Source organism: Methylobacterium sp. Ger2507 (assembly GCF_055231875.1).
In genome coordinates this window covers 47,823-64,553 of record NZ_JBUYVC010000001.1, presented here as the reverse complement: position 1 = coordinate 64,553, position 16,731 = coordinate 47,823, and the positions used below count along the sequence as shown (strand labels likewise).

Annotated in this window: 17 protein-coding genes and 1 pseudogene; 12 read left to right on the top strand and 6 right to left on the bottom strand. The window is 66.9% G+C overall.

The window, feature by feature from the left end; genetic code table 11:
* Window position 1: 1 nt before the first annotated feature.
* From ACV7NL_RS00345 to ACV7NL_RS00325, 5 genes are read left to right on the top strand one after another with little or no spacing between them, the layout of a single operon-like run.
* The gene (locus ACV7NL_RS00345) at window positions 2–1,000 is read left to right on the top strand and encodes an ATP-binding protein (RefSeq protein ID WP_463354578.1); all 999 of its coding nucleotides are present in this window, start codon (window positions 2–4) and stop codon (window positions 998–1,000) included.
* Entirely contained in the window at window positions 997–2,928 is a 1,932-nt protein-coding gene (locus tag ACV7NL_RS00340; RefSeq protein ID WP_463354577.1) for an ATP-binding protein, read from the top strand. The genes ACV7NL_RS00345 and ACV7NL_RS00340 overlap by 4 nt, the downstream gene beginning before the upstream one ends.
* Window positions 2,900–4,648: a GAF domain-containing sensor histidine kinase gene (locus ACV7NL_RS00335; RefSeq protein WP_463354576.1), complete on the top strand. Its 1,749-nt coding sequence runs from the start codon at window positions 2,900–2,902 to the stop codon at window positions 4,646–4,648. Before ACV7NL_RS00340 ends, ACV7NL_RS00335 begins: the two co-directional genes overlap by 29 nt.
* Window positions 4,632–5,057 carry a response regulator gene (locus ACV7NL_RS00330; protein ID WP_463354575.1) on the top strand — a complete coding sequence of 142 codons (426 nt, stop codon included), beginning with the start codon at window positions 4,632–4,634 and terminating at the stop codon, window positions 5,055–5,057. The genes ACV7NL_RS00335 and ACV7NL_RS00330 overlap by 17 nt, the downstream gene beginning before the upstream one ends.
* 14 nt (window positions 5,058–5,071) lie before the next feature.
* Complete coding sequence (locus tag ACV7NL_RS00325) at window positions 5,072–6,241, top strand: sensor histidine kinase (RefSeq protein WP_463354574.1); 1,170 nt, start codon at window positions 5,072–5,074, stop codon at window positions 6,239–6,241.
* Between the two features lie 82 nt (window positions 6,242–6,323).
* Here the strand turns inward: ACV7NL_RS00325 and ACV7NL_RS00320 are convergent.
* Window positions 6,324–6,686, bottom strand: a pseudogene (locus tag ACV7NL_RS00320) (SDR family oxidoreductase); the annotation flags it as partial.
* 33 nt (window positions 6,687–6,719) lie between these two features.
* On the bottom strand, window positions 6,720–7,466 hold the full coding sequence (locus ACV7NL_RS00315; protein ID WP_463354573.1) for a glutaredoxin family protein: 747 nt from the start codon (window positions 7,464–7,466) through the stop codon (window positions 6,720–6,722).
* Between the two features lie 343 nt (window positions 7,467–7,809).
* Here ACV7NL_RS00315 and ACV7NL_RS00310 point away from each other — a divergent pair, with 343 nt between their 5' ends.
* The 3 genes from ACV7NL_RS00310 (at window position 7,810) to ACV7NL_RS00300 (ending at window position 10,963) form a co-directional block, all read left to right on the top strand.
* Window positions 7,810–8,229 carry a BA14K family protein gene (locus ACV7NL_RS00310; protein ID WP_463354572.1) on the top strand — a complete coding sequence of 140 codons (420 nt, stop codon included), beginning with the start codon at window positions 7,810–7,812 and terminating at the stop codon, window positions 8,227–8,229.
* A 168-nt stretch (window positions 8,230–8,397) separates the two neighbouring features.
* On the top strand, window positions 8,398–9,579 hold the full coding sequence (locus tag ACV7NL_RS00305; protein ID WP_463354571.1) for a glycerate kinase family protein: 1,182 nt from the start codon (window positions 8,398–8,400) through the stop codon (window positions 9,577–9,579).
* A gap of 4 nt (window positions 9,580–9,583) precedes the next feature.
* Window positions 9,584–10,963, top strand: coding sequence for an SLC13 family permease (locus tag ACV7NL_RS00300; RefSeq protein ID WP_463354570.1), 1,380 nt, complete (start codon window positions 9,584–9,586; stop codon window positions 10,961–10,963).
* A gap of 27 nt (window positions 10,964–10,990) precedes the next feature.
* Here the strand turns inward: ACV7NL_RS00300 and ACV7NL_RS00295 are convergent, their stop codons facing one another.
* Window positions 10,991–12,307: a DUF2254 domain-containing protein gene (locus tag ACV7NL_RS00295; RefSeq protein WP_463354569.1), complete on the bottom strand. Its 1,317-nt coding sequence runs from the start codon at window positions 12,305–12,307 to the stop codon at window positions 10,991–10,993.
* Window positions 12,304–12,840, bottom strand: coding sequence for a mechanosensitive ion channel family protein (locus ACV7NL_RS00290; protein WP_463354568.1), 537 nt, complete (start codon window positions 12,838–12,840; stop codon window positions 12,304–12,306). The genes ACV7NL_RS00295 and ACV7NL_RS00290 overlap by 4 nt, the downstream gene beginning before the upstream one ends.
* 16 nt (window positions 12,841–12,856) lie before the next feature.
* Between ACV7NL_RS00290 and ACV7NL_RS00285 the strand changes: the two genes are divergently transcribed.
* Window positions 12,857–13,285: a hypothetical protein gene (locus ACV7NL_RS00285; protein WP_463354567.1), complete on the top strand. Its 429-nt coding sequence runs from the start codon at window positions 12,857–12,859 to the stop codon at window positions 13,283–13,285.
* A gap of 97 nt (window positions 13,286–13,382) precedes the next feature.
* Here the strand turns inward: ACV7NL_RS00285 and ACV7NL_RS00280 are convergent, their stop codons facing one another.
* Together ACV7NL_RS00280 and ACV7NL_RS00275 are read right to left on the bottom strand one after the other, a co-directional pair.
* Window positions 13,383–13,670, bottom strand: a complete 288-nt coding sequence (locus ACV7NL_RS00280) for a hypothetical protein (protein WP_463354566.1) — start codon at window positions 13,668–13,670, stop codon at window positions 13,383–13,385.
* Between the two features lie 25 nt (window positions 13,671–13,695).
* Window positions 13,696–14,148, bottom strand: coding sequence for a PRC-barrel domain-containing protein (locus tag ACV7NL_RS00275; RefSeq protein ID WP_463354565.1), 453 nt, complete (start codon window positions 14,146–14,148; stop codon window positions 13,696–13,698).
* Window positions 14,149–14,534: 386 nt separating this feature from the next.
* Here ACV7NL_RS00275 and ACV7NL_RS00270 point away from each other — a divergent pair, with 386 nt between their 5' ends.
* The 3 genes from ACV7NL_RS00270 (at window position 14,535) to ACV7NL_RS00260 (ending at window position 16,731) form a co-directional block, all read left to right on the top strand.
* Window positions 14,535–15,086 carry a fasciclin domain-containing protein gene (locus ACV7NL_RS00270; protein WP_463357032.1) on the top strand — a complete coding sequence of 184 codons (552 nt, stop codon included), beginning with the start codon at window positions 14,535–14,537 and terminating at the stop codon, window positions 15,084–15,086.
* A 105-nt stretch (window positions 15,087–15,191) separates the two neighbouring features.
* The gene (locus ACV7NL_RS00265) at window positions 15,192–15,425 is read left to right on the top strand and encodes a hypothetical protein (RefSeq protein ID WP_463357204.1); all 234 of its coding nucleotides are present in this window, start codon (window positions 15,192–15,194) and stop codon (window positions 15,423–15,425) included.
* A gap of 52 nt (window positions 15,426–15,477) precedes the next feature.
* Window positions 15,478–16,731, top strand: coding sequence for a cation:proton antiporter (locus ACV7NL_RS00260; protein WP_463357031.1), 1,254 nt, complete (start codon window positions 15,478–15,480; stop codon window positions 16,729–16,731).

Sequence of the window (16,731 nt, the reverse complement as noted above, 5' to 3'; positions counted from 1 at the left end):
CATGATCCCGGTCACCGTGACGGAAGCGAGCCAAGTGGCGGAGGCGCGTCGTCGTGCCGTGGCCATGGCCGAAAGTCACGGCTTCGGCGAAACCGCCGCCGGGCGCGTCGCCATCGTGACGACCGAGTTGGCCACCAACATCGTCAAGTACGGCGTGCCCGGGGAGATCCTCGTCGGCACCTACGAGGATTCGACTGGGACCGGCATCGAGGTGCTCGCCCTCGATAAAGGGCCTGGTCTCGGCGATCCCGTCCACGCCCTTCGAGACGGGCATTCCACCGGCGGGAGCGGAGGCACAGGTCTTGGTGCCGTCAAGCGCCTGTCCGACGCATTCGACATGGTTTCCTGGCCCGGGAAGGGTACGGCGGTGACCGCACGACTCTCGGCGGACCGCGCGTGTCCGCAGCCGTCGACCCTGCCGGGTTTCGGTGCGGTGGCGGTTCCACTCCGCGGCGAGATCGCAAACGGCGATGCCTATGCGGTCCACGAACGCCCCGATGGTTGGACCGTCATCGTGGCGGACGGACTGGGGCACGGCCCTATCGCGGCGCAAGCCTCGCAGGAGGCGGTCAGATTGTTCCGCAAGCACCAGGATGAACGTCCCGGCGAGATCCTCGCCGCGGTCCATGGTGGAATGCGACATACCCGCGGAGGGGCGGTTTCCGTTGCCCGTTACGACCGGCATAGGGACCAGCTAACGTTCGCCGGGATCGGTAACGTGGCGGGGGCCGTCGTCTCCCGCGGCGAGACCAAGCGAACGGTATCGCTGGCCGGCACGGCGGGACACGTGGCGCGTCGCATCCAGGAATTTGACTATCCTCTGGATGCCGCCGGTCTTTTCGTCCTGTCTTCCGACGGCATCGTCACCAACTGGTCTCTCGAAGCGTATCCTGGGCTCTCCGCCGCCCATCCCAGCCTCGTGGCCGGCGTGATCTACCGCGACTTCGCCCGGATGCGCGACGATGCCACCGTGCTCGTCGTGAGGGGCGAGGCCCCATGAGATGGCCCCTACTCACGACGCTGATCGAGCGGGAAGAGGATATCATCACGGTACGCCAACGCGTGCGCGCCCTCGGCGCGCATCTGGGCTTCAGCGTGCAGGATCAGACCCGCATCGCCACAGCGGTCTCCGAGATCGCTCGCAATGCCTATAGCTACGCACATGGTGGCCGTGTGGTGTACGGTGTGGACGAGGAAGCGGATGCGCAATCCCTTGCCGTTCGGATCGAGGACCGCGGCCCCGGCATAGCCGATCTCGACGCGATCCTAGACGGCCGCTACCGTTCGATAACGGGCCTCGGCATCGGCATCACCGGATCTCGCCGGTTGATGGACCTTTTCGAGATCCACTCCGTGATCGGACAGGGTACCGTCGTCACCTTCGGCAAGCGTATTCCTTCAGGTACCGGAACGTTCGGCGGCAAAACGTTGGCGGCCCTTGCGGAAGAGGTCGGACGTTCCCGCACGGATGAGCCGATCCTGGCACTCCGTGAGCAGAACCGCGACCTCCTGAGAAGTCTGGCCGAAATCGCCGAACGCGAGGAAGAGGCGCAGCGCCTTAACCGCGAACTCGCCGAGACAAATAGGGGCGTGGTCGCGCTCTACGCCGAGCTGGAGGCACAGGCGGCGCTTCTGCGCGAGGCGAGTACCACCTTGGAGACCCAAGTCGCCACCCGCACGGCCGAGTTGGCCGACGCCAACCTCCGGCTTCAGGCCGAGGCAGTCGAGCGCGAGCGAATCGAGCAGGACCTGCGTCAGTCCCAGAAGCTGGAGGCGGTCGGCCAACTCACCGGCGGCGTTGCGCACGACTTCAACAACCTTCTCACCATCATCCGCTCCTCGGTCGACTTCCTGCGACGCCCGGACTTGGCCGAGGACCGTCGTCGCCGGTACATGGACGCGGTCTCCGAGGCGGTCGACCGGGCTGCAAAGCTAACCGGGCAACTCCTCGCGTTCGCCCGGCGTCAGGCGCTTACGCCGGAGGTGTTCGACACGGGCCAACGCCTGTCCAGCGTGGGCGACATGCTCGATACCCTGGGGGGAACCCGTCTGAACCTCTGCATCGAGGTCCCGGACGAACCCTGTTTCATCCGTGCCGACCTGAACCAGTTCGAGACGGCGGTGGTGAACATGGCGGTGAACGCACGTGACGCCATGGATGGTGTTGGCACCCTGACAATGCGGGTTTCTTGCGGGATGCCGATTCCATCGATCCGAGGCCACGCGGCGGCGGTTGGTCCATTCGTCGCCGTTTCGGTCATCGATACCGGGGGGGGCATCCCGCAGGATGTGATGCCGCGGATCTTCGAGCCTTTCTACACCACGAAGGAAGTTGGTCGGGGTACCGGCCTCGGGCTCAGCCAGGTCTTCGGGTTCGCGAAGCAGTCGGGTGGTGACGTAGAGGTGGAAAGCCAACTAGGCGAGGGGACGAGGTTCACGCTGTACCTGCCGCAGGTCACGGTCGCCCCAACCGAAAACATGCGTAGCGAGAACGAGGCCGAGGCCCTGGTGGCCGTGGATGGCCAACGCATCCTCGTGGTCGAGGACAACGTCGAAGTCGGCCGGTTCGCGACACAAATCCTACAGGACCTCGGCTACGATACGCATTGGGCCACGAACGCCGAGGAGGCCCTCGATCATCTCACGACCGATGGGGTGGGTTTCGACGCGGTGTTCTCCGATGTCGTGATGCCGGGCATGGGCGGTCTCGAACTCGCCAAGGCGATCAGGGTTAGATGGCCGCGCCTGCCGGTGGTTCTTGCATCCGGTTACAGCCACGTTCTCGCCCGTGAGGACGACCACGGTTTCAATCTGCTTCACAAGCCTTACTCGGCCGACCAGATCGGTCGATTGCTCCGCCGTGTCATCGCCGCCGCATGCCGTCCGGAGCCGGAAACACATGGACGAACCCTTGACGCACAGCCCTGACCCGACGGATGGACCTTGGTCGACCGAACGCCTCGCCGCCCTAGACAGCTACGAGATCCTCGACACGCCGTCGGAGCCGGGCTTCGATGACATCGTGCTCTTGGCCCGCACAGTCTGCGCCGCTCCGGTGGCCCTAATCAGCCTCGTCACCGCGGACCGTCAATGGTTCAAGGCACGCTCCGGGTTTCCGTTTGAGCAAACGGGCCTCGATACCTCCATCTGCGCGCATACGCTTGGTCGGAAGGGTCTCCTGGTCATCCCGGACCTGACCCGCGACGAGCGGACACGGGGAAATTCCCTCGTTACGGGAGGACCGCAAATCCGCTTCTATGCCGGCGCACCCCTCGTCACACCCGAGGGCCACTCGCTCGGATCGCTATGCGTCATCGATACGGTCGCCCGCCCGGACGGGCTGACGAGCGAACAAGCAGAATGCCTTCGCGCGCTCGCCGGGCAGGTCATGGCGCAGTTCGAAGGACGTCGGGTCTCGCGGGCGAACGGTCATAGGCCGGACATACTCCGCGGGCGCCCGAATGCTGCCGTCGACGACGCGACTGATACGCCGTCCCTCGACGCCGACCGTCCCAGCGCGCCGCTCCCAGACATCCACGAACCTTCGGAGGCGGACTTTCGCAATCTCGCGGATACGCTTCCTCAACTCGCCTGGATCGCGGACGCGGAAGGCAACGTCTTCTGGTACAACCAACGTTGGTACGAGTTCACCGGCACGACCATCGATACGATGCAGGGGTGGGGCTGGAAGGCCGTCCACCATCCTGATCATATCGACCGGGTCGTCGCACGCATCTCGGATGCATTCGTGGCCGGCAAACCGTGGAATGATACCTTTCCATTGCGGAGTGCGGAGGGCGAATACCGCTGGTTTCTGTCTCGCGCCAACCCTTTCCTCGACGAGGAGGGGCGCGTCGTTCGCTGGTACGGGACAAATACCGACATCACCGAGCGCAAGCGCATGGAGGCGCGGCTCGCCTTGAAAGCCCGCGACCTCAAGCGCACGAACGAGGAGCTTGAGCAGTTCGCCTACGTCGCCTCGCACGACCTCAAGGCGCCGCTCCGCGGCATTGAGAACCTCGTCGGCTGGATCGAGGAAGACCTCGAAGGTGCGCTGACCGGCGACGTCCAAACCAACATGGAGCTCCTGAAAAGCCGGGTCCGACGCCTTGAGAGCCTCCTCGATGACCTGCTTGCCTATTCGAGGGCCGGTCGCGTCGACGTTGCCTTCACGGAAGTCGACACGAAAGCGCTTGTCGGGGACCTAGCGCTTTTGGTGAGCCCTCCCGACGGCTTTGCGGTCATCGCCGCGGACGACCTTCCGACGCTGAATGCGGCGAAGGCCCCCCTGACCCAGGCGATCCAGAACCTCATCGGAAACGCGATCAAGCACCATGACCATCCGGGGGACGGCCACGTCTGGGTCGATGCGCACTCCGCGGCGGATATGGTAGAGTTCGTGATCACGGACGATGGTGCCGGCATCCCGGAGCAGTTCCGCGAGCGCGTGTTCGGTATGTTCCAGACCCTGCGGCCCCGCGACGAGGTCGAGGGCAGCGGCATGGGCCTGGCCATCGTCCGGAAACTCGTCGAGCGACAGGGCGGCAAGGTCTGGCTGACCGAGGGTCGCGAGGGACGAGGCCTCTCGGTCCATTTCACGTGGCCGAAGGACGGTGCGAAGGGGAGTTCGGATGGGTTCGACGGTTAACCTGCTGCTGGTCGACGACGACGAGGTCGACGTCCAGGGCCTCAAGCGCGCCTTCAAGAAGAGCAAGATCGGCAACCCGATCACGGTCGCCCGCGACGGCATCGAAGCGCTGGAGATCCTCCGGGGCCAGAACGGGTACACGAAGCTGCCCAAGCCCCACCTCATCCTCCTCGACCTCAACATGCCGCGGATGAACGGCATCGAGTTCCTTGAGGAGATCCGTGGGGACGAGAACCTCCGCACGGCCGTGGTCTTCATGATCACCACGTCGAAGGCAGACGAGGACCGGATGAGGGCCTACGGGCACAACGTGGCCGGCTACATCGTCAAGCGCGATCCGGCCAACACCTTCCTGGAGGCCGTCTCCATGCTGGAGCACTTCTGGAAGGTGGTCGAGTTCCCGCAATAGGTCGCGACACCGTCGTGGCGTCCCGGACCCGCATCCTCCTGATCGACGACGACGCCGTCGATAGGACATCCGTGCGCCGCGCCCTCAAGAAATCGGGGCTCAAGCACGACCTGACCGAGGCGCCGGACGGCACGACCGGCCTGCGCCTGGCGAGGGAGGGCGCATTCGACTGCGTTCTCCTCGACTACCGCCTGCCGGACGTCGATACCTTCGACCTCCTCGGCTCCCTCCTCGCCCTGCCGGGCGAAGGTCACGCGGTGCTGATGCTCACCGGCGAGGCCGACGAGGATCTGGCGTTCCGACTGATGCGCGCGGGCGCCTTGGATTACCTCGCAAAGGCGGAAGCGACGCCATCGAGCCTCGCCCGGGCGATTCGTTACGCCGATGCCCGGCGTGGGTTCCAGTCCGAACTCGACGAGGCGCGGCGCGAGGCCGAGGCCAAGTCGCTCGAACTCGACACCCTCAACCGCCAGAAAACGCTGCTGTTCTCGATCATCGCCCACGACCTTCGCAACCCGTTCCAGGCACTGCTCGGTCTGTCCCAGGTCCTGAGTATGGCGGTCGCCTCCAAGGATTACGCCTCGATCGAACGCCGCGCCAAGGGCATCAACGATGCGGCGAGCCAGGCCTACGCCCTGCTGGAGAGCTTGTTCTCCTGGGCGAGCCTGCAGATGGACACGATAGCGGTGACGTTGACCGACGTCGACCTCGATGCGGTCGCGCGCGAGGTGGTTCGGGGGAGCGCCGAGGCGGCGTCCGACAAAGGTATCACGCTCTCGATGGACTGCGCCGGGCTGCGGGCCTGCGCCCAGCGCGATATGCTGGCCACGGTCCTGCGCAATCTCGTGAGCAACGCGGTCAAGTTCACCCTGCCCGGCGGCACGATCAGGGTGACGGCAGAACGGCTCGATGGCGGCGTCGAGATCAGGGTCGTCGACAGCGGCGTCGGAATGCCGGCGGGCAAGGTCGAGGACCTGTTCCGGCTCGACCGGCGGACGACCACCAACGGCACGGCGGGCGAGCGCGGAAGCGGCCTCGGGCTCCTGTTGTGTAGGGACCTCGTCGAGCGACAGGGTGGCACCCTCACCGTCACGAGCGTCATCGGTACTGGGACCACGTTCCGGTTCGCGCTGCCGACCGCGGCACCCGCCAAGCACGTCAACTCGCCGATGGCCGCCACATGAGCCTGGCAAAGGACGGGGATGGTCGCCCGACGGTCCCACTACGGGATCAGGTCAAGCCTGATCCTGTCCTCGCGAGCTCGGCCTACGCCGTCCCATTGCCTCCGGTGGCGCCGTAGACCTCGCCGTTGACGAGGCTCGCCTCATGGAGCGCCAGGAAGACGTAGATCGGCGCGAGCTCGACCGGCTAGCCCGGGCGACCTAACGGAACCTTGGACCCGAACTTCTCGGGCGCCTCCTGCGGTTGGCCCCCGAATGGCTGCAGCGCCGTTCAGAACGGACCCGGCGCCACCGAGTTCACGCGGATGCACTTCGCGAACGCCTGCTTGGCCAGTGCCTTCGTAAAGGCGACGATGCCGGCCTTGGTGGTCGCGTATTCCAGCAGGATCAGGGGGGGGGTGTAGGCCACCACGGACGCGGTGGTGATGATGCTTGCCCCGGCTGGGAGATCGCCTCGCGGATCATCATCGAGCCGGACGCCTCAATGATCCATCGCCAGCATCCAGACGGCCATGGCGACCATCATCAGGTTCTCAGTCAGCGAGACGAAGCCAAGCGGAACGTTGCCGGAGCCGCCGACGCACGCACACTTGATCTCACGCTTCTCGACGTAGACCGCCTTGAACACCGAGACCGCGCCGATTGTGCCGATGAACAGGGCTACCGGGATCGACAACCACTTCAGTGCCCCCGCAACCATCAGGATGCCGGCCAGCGCCTCGCAGAACGGGTAGGCGTAGGCGTAGCGCACCCAGCGCCGGGCCAGCAGGTCGTAGCCCAGGAACATCGACGAGAAACTCTCGACGTCCTGCAGCTTCAGGATCGCGAGCACGCACATGCTGAAGGCGACGAACCATTCGCCGGCCCGCACGGTCAGCGGCGTGCCGACGGCAGCGTAGCTCGCTGCCATGGCCATCAGTGCAGTCACCGCGAACACCGTCACAACGGGCGTGTACGATGTCGCCTTCGGATCGGCGACCGGCTTGCCGAGGTGGCGGCGCAGGTCGTCGTAGCCGCCGATGCGCTCGCCCGCGATGAAGGTCTGCGGCGTGGTCTTGACGCCGTGCTCGGCCTTGAAGCGGTCGGTCTCCTCGCGCGTCGTGAGCCAGTAGTCGTCGACCCGAAAGCCCTCGCGTTCGAGCAGGTCCTTGGTCTTCAGGCCGTAGGGACAGACGTGCTTCTCCATCACCATGCGATGGACGGTGGCCCTGCGGGTGGTGTCGAGCATCGGGGAATCCTTTCGGCAAGCGCCAGGGGACAGGTTGTCTGACCCCCGATGACGCGATGATAGAGGTCGGCTTCCCAGCGTGCGTCGCACGGAGCGCCAAGTACCCAAGATGGGGCTTCCAACCGTTGGAAGGTCAAGGAGCAGAAGAGAGCACGGCAGGATATCATTGAGGACCTGCGCAGCGACCGCGGGACAGGCTGCCCGGAACGTCCGGGACGGGCAGGTGTTTGTGAACTTCGGACCGCTGCGGACAGACATCCTTTTTCCGCCGGTTCGATCACTCGCATCCCCGGCCGCACCGGTGCCGGATCGCATGCGGCGCCCATTCAGGAATCTGGTCTCGATGAAGCTCTCGTTTACTCTCGCCGCCGCGGTCGCGGCGTCCCTGCTCGGACAGCCGGCGGTCGCCGGGCCCGCAACCGCCCCCATCGAGGCGCTGTCGGTCGGAACCTTGCCGACCACCTACGTGCAGTTCCGGCGCTTCGGACACCGGCACCGCGGCTTCCGGCGGGGTTACGGCTACCGTCGTGGCTATGGCCGGGGATATGGCTATCGTCGCGGGCCGGGCATCGGTGCGGCCGTCGGCGCGGGCGTGGCCGGTCTCGCCGCCGGGGCCATCATCGGCGGAGCCATCGCCAACTCCCAGGCACAGGGGGCGGCGGGTTCCGAGGCCGTGGCCGGATGCGCACGTCGCTTCCGGTCCTACGACGCATCGAGCGGCACCTACCTCGGCAACGACGGCGCCCGGCACGCCTGCCCTTGAGCCATCGATGACGCTGGCGGAGGCCGTATGGCAGCCCTGCGTCCGAACCTTTCGAGCGATACGGTCGCCACAGCCCGAGGATCCGCCGGGCGTCGTCACGGCGGATCCTCCTCATAAGCATGTCGCCGGTCGCGCGGCGAGCGACGTCGCGCAGGGAGCCACACAGCCATGAGCATCCGTGTCCTCGTGGCTCCCTCGGGCTTCAAGGGATGCCTTGATGCCGAGCGTGTCGCAAGCGCGATAGCCGCCGGTCTTCGACGCGCGTCCGACACCGTCGAGGTACGGGAGATGGCCCTCGCCGACGGCGGCGAAGGCACGGCCGCGACGCTTGCACGTATGTCGGACGGCAGTCTCGTTTCGACGAACGTGACGGGGCCGCTCGGCGAGCCGTTGGAGGCGTCCTTCGCCATCCTCGGCGGGTCCCTACGGGGGACCGCGGTCGTCGAGCTCGCTGCTGCCGCCGGATTGAGCCGCGTTCCGAGCGACCGGCGCGACCCGATGCGGACGACGACGCGCGGCGTCGGCGAACTCATCCTGGCCGCGCTCGACGCCGGGGCTGTACGGATCATCGTCGGGTGTGGGGATTCGGGCGTCAACGACGGAGGCGCCGGACTGGCGCGGGCGCTTGGTGTCCGTCTGCTCGACGGCGCGGGCCGGGATATTCCTGAGGGCGGGCTCGGGCTGGCCGAACTCGAACGCATCGATCTCGCAGGGCGGGATCTGAGGCTTGACCACGTGCCGGTCGAGGTTGCCTGCAATATCGAGAACGTCCTCACCGGCCCGCAGGGCGTCGCCCGGGTCTACGGCCCGCAGAAGGGCGCGAGCGAGGAGGATGTCCTCGCCATGAGCGCGGCGCTCGACCGTTTCGCCGAGGTCGTCGAGCGCGATTGCGGCATCGACGTCCGCCTGATGCCGGGGGGCGGTGCGTCCGGGGGTGCCGGAGCAGGGCTCCATGCCCTGCTCGGCGCCCGGCTCGGATCGCGCTTCGACGTGCTGTTCCCGCACTTCGACATCGACGAGGCGGTGACCTGGGCGGACATGATCGTCACGGCGGAGGGCGGCCTCGACTACAAGAGCGCCCGCGGCAAGATCCCGGCGGAGATCGGCAGGCGGGGCAAGGCCGCGGGCAAGCCGGTGATCGTGCTGGCGGGCAAACTGGGTGAGCGCTCGGACGACGTAATGGACGAGGGCGTCTGCGCATACTTCTCGGTGATCGGCCGGCCCCAGTCCCTGGAGGAAGCCATGCGCGACGTCGAGGAACAGCTTGCGCGCTGCGCCGAGCAGATGATGCGGACATTCCTGGTGGGCGCGGCGCAGGGACGGGCGTCCGTCGGCGCCGGTCGGGACTGAGGCGATGCGGATACGGACGTTGTCGGTCGTGGGCGCCCTCGCGTCCCTGTATGTGGCCGTCTCCCTGCCGGAGGGGCTCGATTGGCCGGCCCGGGCCGCGCTACTGGCCTTCGGCGGCGCGGCCATCCTCTGGATCATGACCGGACTGAGCGGGTCCTACGTCGCGGTCGCCGCCGCCATGGCCCTCGTCGCTTCGCGGGCGGTCGAGCAACAGGCCCTGATCGACGGGCTGGGCTCGAAGGTGGTGTGGCTCGTCATCGGTACCTTCGTCCTCGGCGCGGCCGTCGAAAAGAGCGGCCTCGCGGGCCGGCTCACCGCGTTGATCGTCGGACGCGGAACGACGGTAGGCGCCTTGATGTGGCGCATGACGCTCGGCACCATCCCGCTCGCCTTCCTGATCCCGTCGACCTCCGGACGGGCCACCGTGCTCCTCCCGCTCTATCGCAGCCTGATCGAGGCCGACGACGACGAGCGGGTCGCACGCGCCGTCGGACTATTGATCCCCGCCGTGATCCTCACCTCGACGATCTGCAGCCTGACCGGCGCCGGTTCGCACTTGGTCGCCGTCGACCTGCTGGAGCGGTTGTCCGACCGAACCATCGGTTTCGGCCAGTGGATGCTCTGGGGCCTGCCGTTCGGCGTCGCCGCCAGCCTGATGACCACCTACCTCATCGGTCGCCTCTTCCTCGACCGCGAGACGCGCTCCCGCCGCATCGGGGAGGTCGACGCTCCGGCCGGCCCCCTCACGGGCGCTGAATGGCGGACGGGCGCGGTCGTGGCGGCGATGCTCGGCCTCTGGTTGACCGAGGGTCTTCACCCGTTCGGCATCGCGACGGTGGCGGTCGGTGGGGCGGTGCTGCTCACGATGCCGGTGGTCGGCGTGCTCGATTGGGACGAGGGCGTCGAATCCGTGAACTGGTCACTAATTCTGTTCATCGCCGCCTCCCTGGTGCTCGGCCGCGCCCTGATCTCGACCGGCGCCGCCAAGTGGCTCATCGGATCGACCCTGGCGGCGAGCGGGATCACCGGCAGCAGCCCGACCCTCGCGATCCTGCTCGGCCTGACGGCGCTCGGGCTGTCGGCGCACCTCTACATGGTCTCTCACACCGCGCGGGTGGCGGCGCTGCTGCCGCCCCTTCTCCTCCTGGCGCAGGCGTTCCACCTCAACCCGGTCGCGGTCGCGTTCCTGGCGAATGTCGGGATGGATTACTGCCTGACGCTGCCGGTCTCTTCCAAGGCCCTGCTGGTCTTTCAGGGCGGCGAGCGTCAGGCCTGGACCTCGACCGACCTGCTCAAGCTGGGTGCTTTCTTGGTGCCTGCCTATGCGGCCCTGATGGTAGGAGCCTATTACCTGTTCTGGGCGCATGCAGGCCTGGCCCTCTGAGAGGCAGCGCAGCTTCCGGACCCGGCCCTACGACGTCGTGGAAGGGCCGGTGACCCATTCCAGGGCGATGACGGAGCCGAATCGACGGTGGCGTTCCTCCAGGTCGGCGAGGTCATGCGGATCGGCCACATCGCGCTTGGCCGCTGCGATGACGAGGTCGGCATGGCGGGCGAGCTCGTCGGCCCGGTCGGTCAGCCGCTCGACCTCGGCGACGCGGGTGAGCATGTCGAGCATCCGGGCCAGGACGTGCACCGAGCCGGCCGCGTTCTGGCGGATCATGTGGAACAGGGCATCGCATAGGCCGTCGTAGTCGGTCACCGGCACGACGAGCACAACCTCGCCGTCGCGCACGACCGCCCCGGTCGGCAAGTGACGCGACGCCACGCGGCACAGGGCATCGCCGAGGTGGTCGACGACGCTGCCGGCCGTGAACGGGTCGTTGATGCCGGGCGAGAGCGCCCGGACCGCCATCTCGACCAGCTGCCGGATCGAATATTCTAGGTCCTGGAGGGCGGCAGGGCGACGACCGAAGGTCAATGCGCCGCGAATGGCATCATCGGCGCCCTCGACGGCGGTGGAGAGGAACGCGACCGGGAACCCGCTCGGCACGTAGTCGCCGGGTCGTATTCGCAGCGCGACGACGACGCCGTGCTCGTGTGCCCAATCCGCCAGCCCGTCCTCGTCGAGCGCCTGAAGGTAGCCGCTGCCGGTCACGGTCACCCCTCCCGCCTTCGGCAAACTGGTGGGAGGCGTCATGCCCGCGCTGTCGTGGGTGCGCGCCTCGACGGCGGCGCAGAGGTCGCCATGGACGGCGTCGACCACGGTCTCGACATTGATGCTGACGGCGATGTGGTGGACGAACCAGACCAGGGTGGCCAGCGACAGCAGCGCCAGGGCGATGGCCCCGGTGATCGCGAGGTGCGGGACGAACGGGCTCTCCTGCACGGTACGGACCGTGCGCAGGACCATCAGCGCGTAGGCGAAGGTGCCGAGGAAGATGCCCAGAACGACCTGGTTGCGGGCATCGCGCGTGAAGTTGCGCAGCAATCTCGGCCCCATCTGCCCGGAGGCTAGCGTCAGCGCCGCGATGGTGATGGAGAAGGTCGTGCCGGCGACACCGATGGTCGAGGACGCCACCGCGCTGAGGAGCGCCCGGGCACCCTCCGCCCCGCCCGAGTAACCCCAGTTCTGGTTCGGCGAGGAGGCGTCGTAGCCGGCCACGTGCGCTGTCTCCAGCCAGACGCCGAGCTGGGCCAGCCCGAGGCAGCCCAGAACGATCAGGGCGGGCCTGAGCCAGAACAGATCGCCCAACCACTCGATCCAAGCTTGGAGGCGCGCCCTCATGCCCGTTCCTCCTCGCGGAGGGCGGTCTCGTCATAATCCTCGCGGAGCACCTGCCAGTGCGCACGCGGCGGGCTTTTGCCGGCGGGCCAGCCCTCGCGCTGGCGGGTACGGTCGCCGTCAGAGGCTTCGGTCTGATCGTGCAGCAGCACCTGGCTCGTCGGGTACGGCAGGTCGATGCCGGCTGTGGTGAGCGCGTCCTTGACGTTCGAGATGGCGTGGTCGAGCGCGTCCACCGCATCGCGCCGCCGGGGCGGGTCGATCCAGAACCGCGCCGTCATATCGACGCCGGCCGCCCCGAGCCCTGTCACGAGCGCTTCCGGTGGCGGGTCGGCGAGGACGCCCTCGTTGCCGCGCAGGGCGTCGACGATGACGCGGCGGGCGTCCTTCATGTCGTCGCCGTTCCCGATGGTGAGCGGGAAGGCGAGCCGGCGCTTGTCGTGCGCCGTGATGATCGTGATCTTGTCGACGAACAGCGTCGCGTTCGGGATCAGGATGCGCTGATTGTCGTAGGTCCGCAGAACGGTCGCTCGCACCCAAACGTCCTCGACCGTGCCTTCGTGGGAGCCCGCCCGGATCTGGTCCACCGATGACGAAGGGGCGGGTCAGCAGGATGAGGATGCCCGCGAGCAGGTTCTGGAGCACGTCCCGGAACGCGAAACCGATGGCGACGCCGCCGATGCCGAGCAGGTTGAACAGGTCCGCGGCCGAGACGGAGGGGAAGGCCGCCGAGGCCGCCACCAGGAACGACACCAGGATGATCATGCCGCCCGCGATCCGGCCGAGCACCGCGGCCGAGCCGGGCGATGCCTGCCGCAGTTCCGCGGCCCGGCGCACGGCGGCGCGGACGCCGCGGACGACGAGCAATCCGACACCGAAAAGGACGAGGGCGATGACGAGCCCCGGCACGAGTGCCGCGGCCGAACGGCCCAAGACCTCCAGACGCCCGAGCGCTTCCGAGAAAATCATGCGGTGTCTTGACTCATGGAAAAGCCGCCGGTGGCGGATGTGCCAACCGGCGGCGCTTCATCGACAATCCGCGAGGGCGGCAGGCCCTCGCGGTTCGGTTCCGTACCAATCAGCGGCGCGGGCCGCCGGTTGTACCGCCGTACTGCTGCCCGCCGAACCCGCTGCGCGAGGGCATGCTGGCATTGCCGCGGCTGGCGGAGCCCTGTCGCATCCGGTGTTTGCGGTGCATCATGCGATGACGGCGCATCTCCCTCCGCGTCATGCGAACCTGAACCAGGTCGCTGCTGTCCGAGGCCGTCACGCCAGAGGCGTTCATCGGCAGGGCCGCCGAAGGAAGGGTCGATGCCCCGAGGCCGAGGCCAGCCAGGAGCGCCGAGGCGAGAATGGTGTACTTCATGGTCGTATCTCCTTCCTCTGGCCGATCACTTCTTCATCTTCGAGTAGGTGAACTTCGGCGCGTTCTTCAGCGTGTCCTTGTCAGTATCGGCGTAGACCGCCCACTTGCCGTCCTTGTCGTGGATGGCGAGGGTCGACGGGTCGAGCACGACGTAGCTCTCGCCCATGCCGAGGAAGCCGCCGACGCTGACCACGACGCCGGTCACGGTCTTGCCGTTCTCGATCACGAGATCCTCGACCTCGCCGACCGTCTCTTTTTTGTTGTTGTAGACGGTCGTACCGACGAGCTTGGACGACATCACGTCGGCCGGCTTCACGGTCACGTACTTGAGCTTCACTGTCGCGGTGTCGGCCATCTTCATCCCCATGTCGGAGGACGAGCTCATGCCCGTGGTCGAAGACGCGGGCGTCGTCTGGGCGAGCGCCGGGACCGAAAGACAGGCGAGCGCGAGGGCAGCGGTGATCGTGCGGTAGGACAAGATATTCTGCGGGTGGGGACTTCGAAGGTGCAAGTCGGGCTGCCCGACCAGGGGGCCAGTGATATGCCCTTCCAGGCTGCACGGTTCGAAGCGACAACGTCCTCGTTCAGGAAACGTTCAGAAAAATCGCCGGCCACCACATGAACGTTTGGTAAGTTGCTGACCAGAAACGGATCATAAACGGGCTTGGCGAGGTCGGTCATACCCTCTGATCCGTAGTACAATGACACGATGTATAACATGAACGATATTTAATCCCAGTCCGCGACTGCCGAATAGATGACTTTCTTGTGATCGTTGCGCTGAAACTACGAATGACAAGGACCCGTAACGCTATCACGAGCCTCGATGATCGAGCCTTGATGACGTCAACAGGACCTTCAATGATGCGTATGACCCTGACCGCCGCCTTCCTCGTCGCCGGCATCGCCGTCGCCGCCCCGGCCTTCGCCGAGACCTCCCCGATGGTCGGTGGCGCGCCGATGATGGCCGACAAGACCATCGTCGAGAACGCGTCCAAGGCCAGCAACCTCACGACCCTGGTCGCCGCGGTGAAGGCCGCCGGCCTCGCCGACACGCTCAGCGGCAGGGGTCCGTTCACGGTGTTCGCCCCGACGAACGCCGCCTTCGCGAAACTCCCGGCCGGCACGGTCGACACGCTGCTGAAGCCCGACATGAAGAAGACGCTGACGGGCGTGCTCACCTACCACGTCGTGCCCGGCAAGCTCGACGCCAAGGAGCTGATGGCCAAGGCGAAGATGGGCGGCGAGGCCGCCAACCTGAAGACGGTCGAGGGCCAGGTGCTGACCGTGAAGATGGACGGCAACCGGCTCGCGCTGATCGACCAGAAGGGTGGCGGCGCCTTCGTCGAGCAGGCCGACGTGTTCCAGTCGAACGGCGTCGTACACGTCATCGACAGCGTCCTGATGCCGAAGTAACCCATAGCCATGGACGGCCCGCCTGCCATGTGCCGGCAAGCGGGCCGAGTTTTTCCGCCTATCCCCTTCCGGGAACATTTGAGCTTGGCCATTCATTGGATGGCCATGAGGTTCCTGACGACGTTCCTGGCGGCGACGGCCGTCTGCATTGCACTGTTGGTCAGCGCATCCTTCTGGATCGACGCCCCGCGCCACGACACGCAATCGCCAGGGCTGACCGCAGCCACGGTCCTCGGTACCGACGGAATGGAGCCAACGGGTGTTCTGTCCGATACGGGCACGGGAACGGTCGCCTCCGGCCGGAACGACGAAGGCGTGGCGGTCGGAGACCAAGGCTAGGTTCGGCGCGCGAGACCTCCCCGTCGAGCCTCGCTACATTCGGAGGCTCTCCATCATCTCGATCTTCGACCTCGCCGCCCTGTTGCTGACCCTCTCGGCCCTGTTCGGCTGGCTGAATCGTCGCTTCCTGCGGATGCCGCATACCATCGGCCTGCTGGTGATGGGGCTGGCCGCCTCGCTCTCCCTAGTCGGCCTCGACCTGGCCTTCCCGAGCCAGCACCTCTACGCGGATCTCACCAAGGTCCTAGGCCAGGTCGACTTCACCGACGTGGTGATGAACGGCATGCTGGCCTTCCTGCTTTTTGCCGGCGCCATGAGCCTCGACCTGCGGATGCTTCGCGACCGGGCCTGGGCCGTCGCGACGCTGGCGCTCGTCGGTACGTTGATCTCCACGGCCATCGTCGGCGGCGCCTTCTGGCTGGCGGCCGACGCCATCGGACGACCGATCCCGCTTGCCTGGGCCTTCGTCTTCGGCGCGCTCATTAGCCCGACCGACCCGGTCGCCGTGCTGGCCACCCTGAAGAACGTCAAGGTGCCGGAAACGCTTGAGGTCGAGATGCAGGGCGAGGCGCTGTTCAACGACGGCATCGGCATCGTGCTGTTCACGGTGCTGGTGGCCTTCGCAGCCGGGATCGGGGGCGAGGCCACCAGCGCGGGTGGCGTCGTCAAGCTGCTTGTGCAGGAGGCTGGTGGGGGCATCGTCCTCGGGGTGGTCACCGGCTACGTCGCCTACCGGGCCATGCGGGCCATCGACGACTTTCCCGTCGAGGTACTGATCACCCTGGCGCTGGTCGCGGGTACCTATGCCCTCGCCCAGAAGCTCCACTTCAGCGGCCCTCTCGCGGTGGTCGCGGCCGGGCTCCTCGTCGGCGACCGGGCTCCGCGCGATGCGATGAGCGAGGAGTCGCAACGCTACGTTTCGGCGCTGTGGACGCTGATCGACGAGGTGCTGAACTCGGTGCTGTTCCTGCTCATCGGCCTGGAGGTGCTGGTGCTGCGCTTCGAGGCGAACGGTCTGCTCCTTGCGGTTTGCGCTGTCCCCATCGTACTCGTCGCCCGCCTGGTGGCCGTCTCTACGCCGCTCCTTGCCTTCCGCTGGGGCGGACACCTATCGCCCCGCAACTTGCCATTCCTGACCTGGGCAGGGGTGCGCGGCGGCATCTCGGTGGCGCTGGCTCTGTCCATCCCCGAAAGCGACGCCAAGCCCGCGATCCTGGCAGCGACCTATGCGGTGGTGCTGTTCACCATCATCGTCCAGGGCTCGACCCTGGGGCTGGTGGCGCGACGCACGCTGCGCGACGTCTGA

Coding starts and splice junctions, on each gene's coding strand:
- ACV7NL_RS00280 (WP_463354566.1), bottom strand. CDS start 13,670: ATGAAGTACACCATTCTCGCCTCGGCGCTCCTGGCTGGCCTCGGCCTC.
- ACV7NL_RS00265 (WP_463357204.1), top strand. CDS start 15,192: ATGAGGTTCCTGACGACGTTCCTGGCGGCGACGGCCGTCTGCATTGCA.
- ACV7NL_RS00340 (WP_463354577.1), top strand. CDS start 997: ATGAGATGGCCCCTACTCACGACGCTGATCGAGCGGGAAGAGGATATC.
- ACV7NL_RS00270 (WP_463357032.1), top strand. CDS start 14,535: ATGCGTATGACCCTGACCGCCGCCTTCCTCGTCGCCGGCATCGCCGTC.
- ACV7NL_RS00345 (WP_463354578.1), top strand. CDS start 2: ATGATCCCGGTCACCGTGACGGAAGCGAGCCAAGTGGCGGAGGCGCGT.
- ACV7NL_RS00300 (WP_463354570.1), top strand. CDS start 9,584: ATGCGGATACGGACGTTGTCGGTCGTGGGCGCCCTCGCGTCCCTGTAT.
- ACV7NL_RS00335 (WP_463354576.1), top strand. CDS start 2,900: ATGGACGAACCCTTGACGCACAGCCCTGACCCGACGGATGGACCTTGG.
- ACV7NL_RS00305 (WP_463354571.1), top strand. CDS start 8,398: ATGAGCATCCGTGTCCTCGTGGCTCCCTCGGGCTTCAAGGGATGCCTT.
- ACV7NL_RS00330 (WP_463354575.1), top strand. CDS start 4,632: ATGGGTTCGACGGTTAACCTGCTGCTGGTCGACGACGACGAGGTCGAC.
- ACV7NL_RS00315 (WP_463354573.1), bottom strand. CDS start 7,466: ATGCTCGACACCACCCGCAGGGCCACCGTCCATCGCATGGTGATGGAG.
- ACV7NL_RS00295 (WP_463354569.1), bottom strand. CDS start 12,307: ATGAGGGCGCGCCTCCAAGCTTGGATCGAGTGGTTGGGCGATCTGTTC.
- ACV7NL_RS00310 (WP_463354572.1), top strand. CDS start 7,810: ATGAAGCTCTCGTTTACTCTCGCCGCCGCGGTCGCGGCGTCCCTGCTC.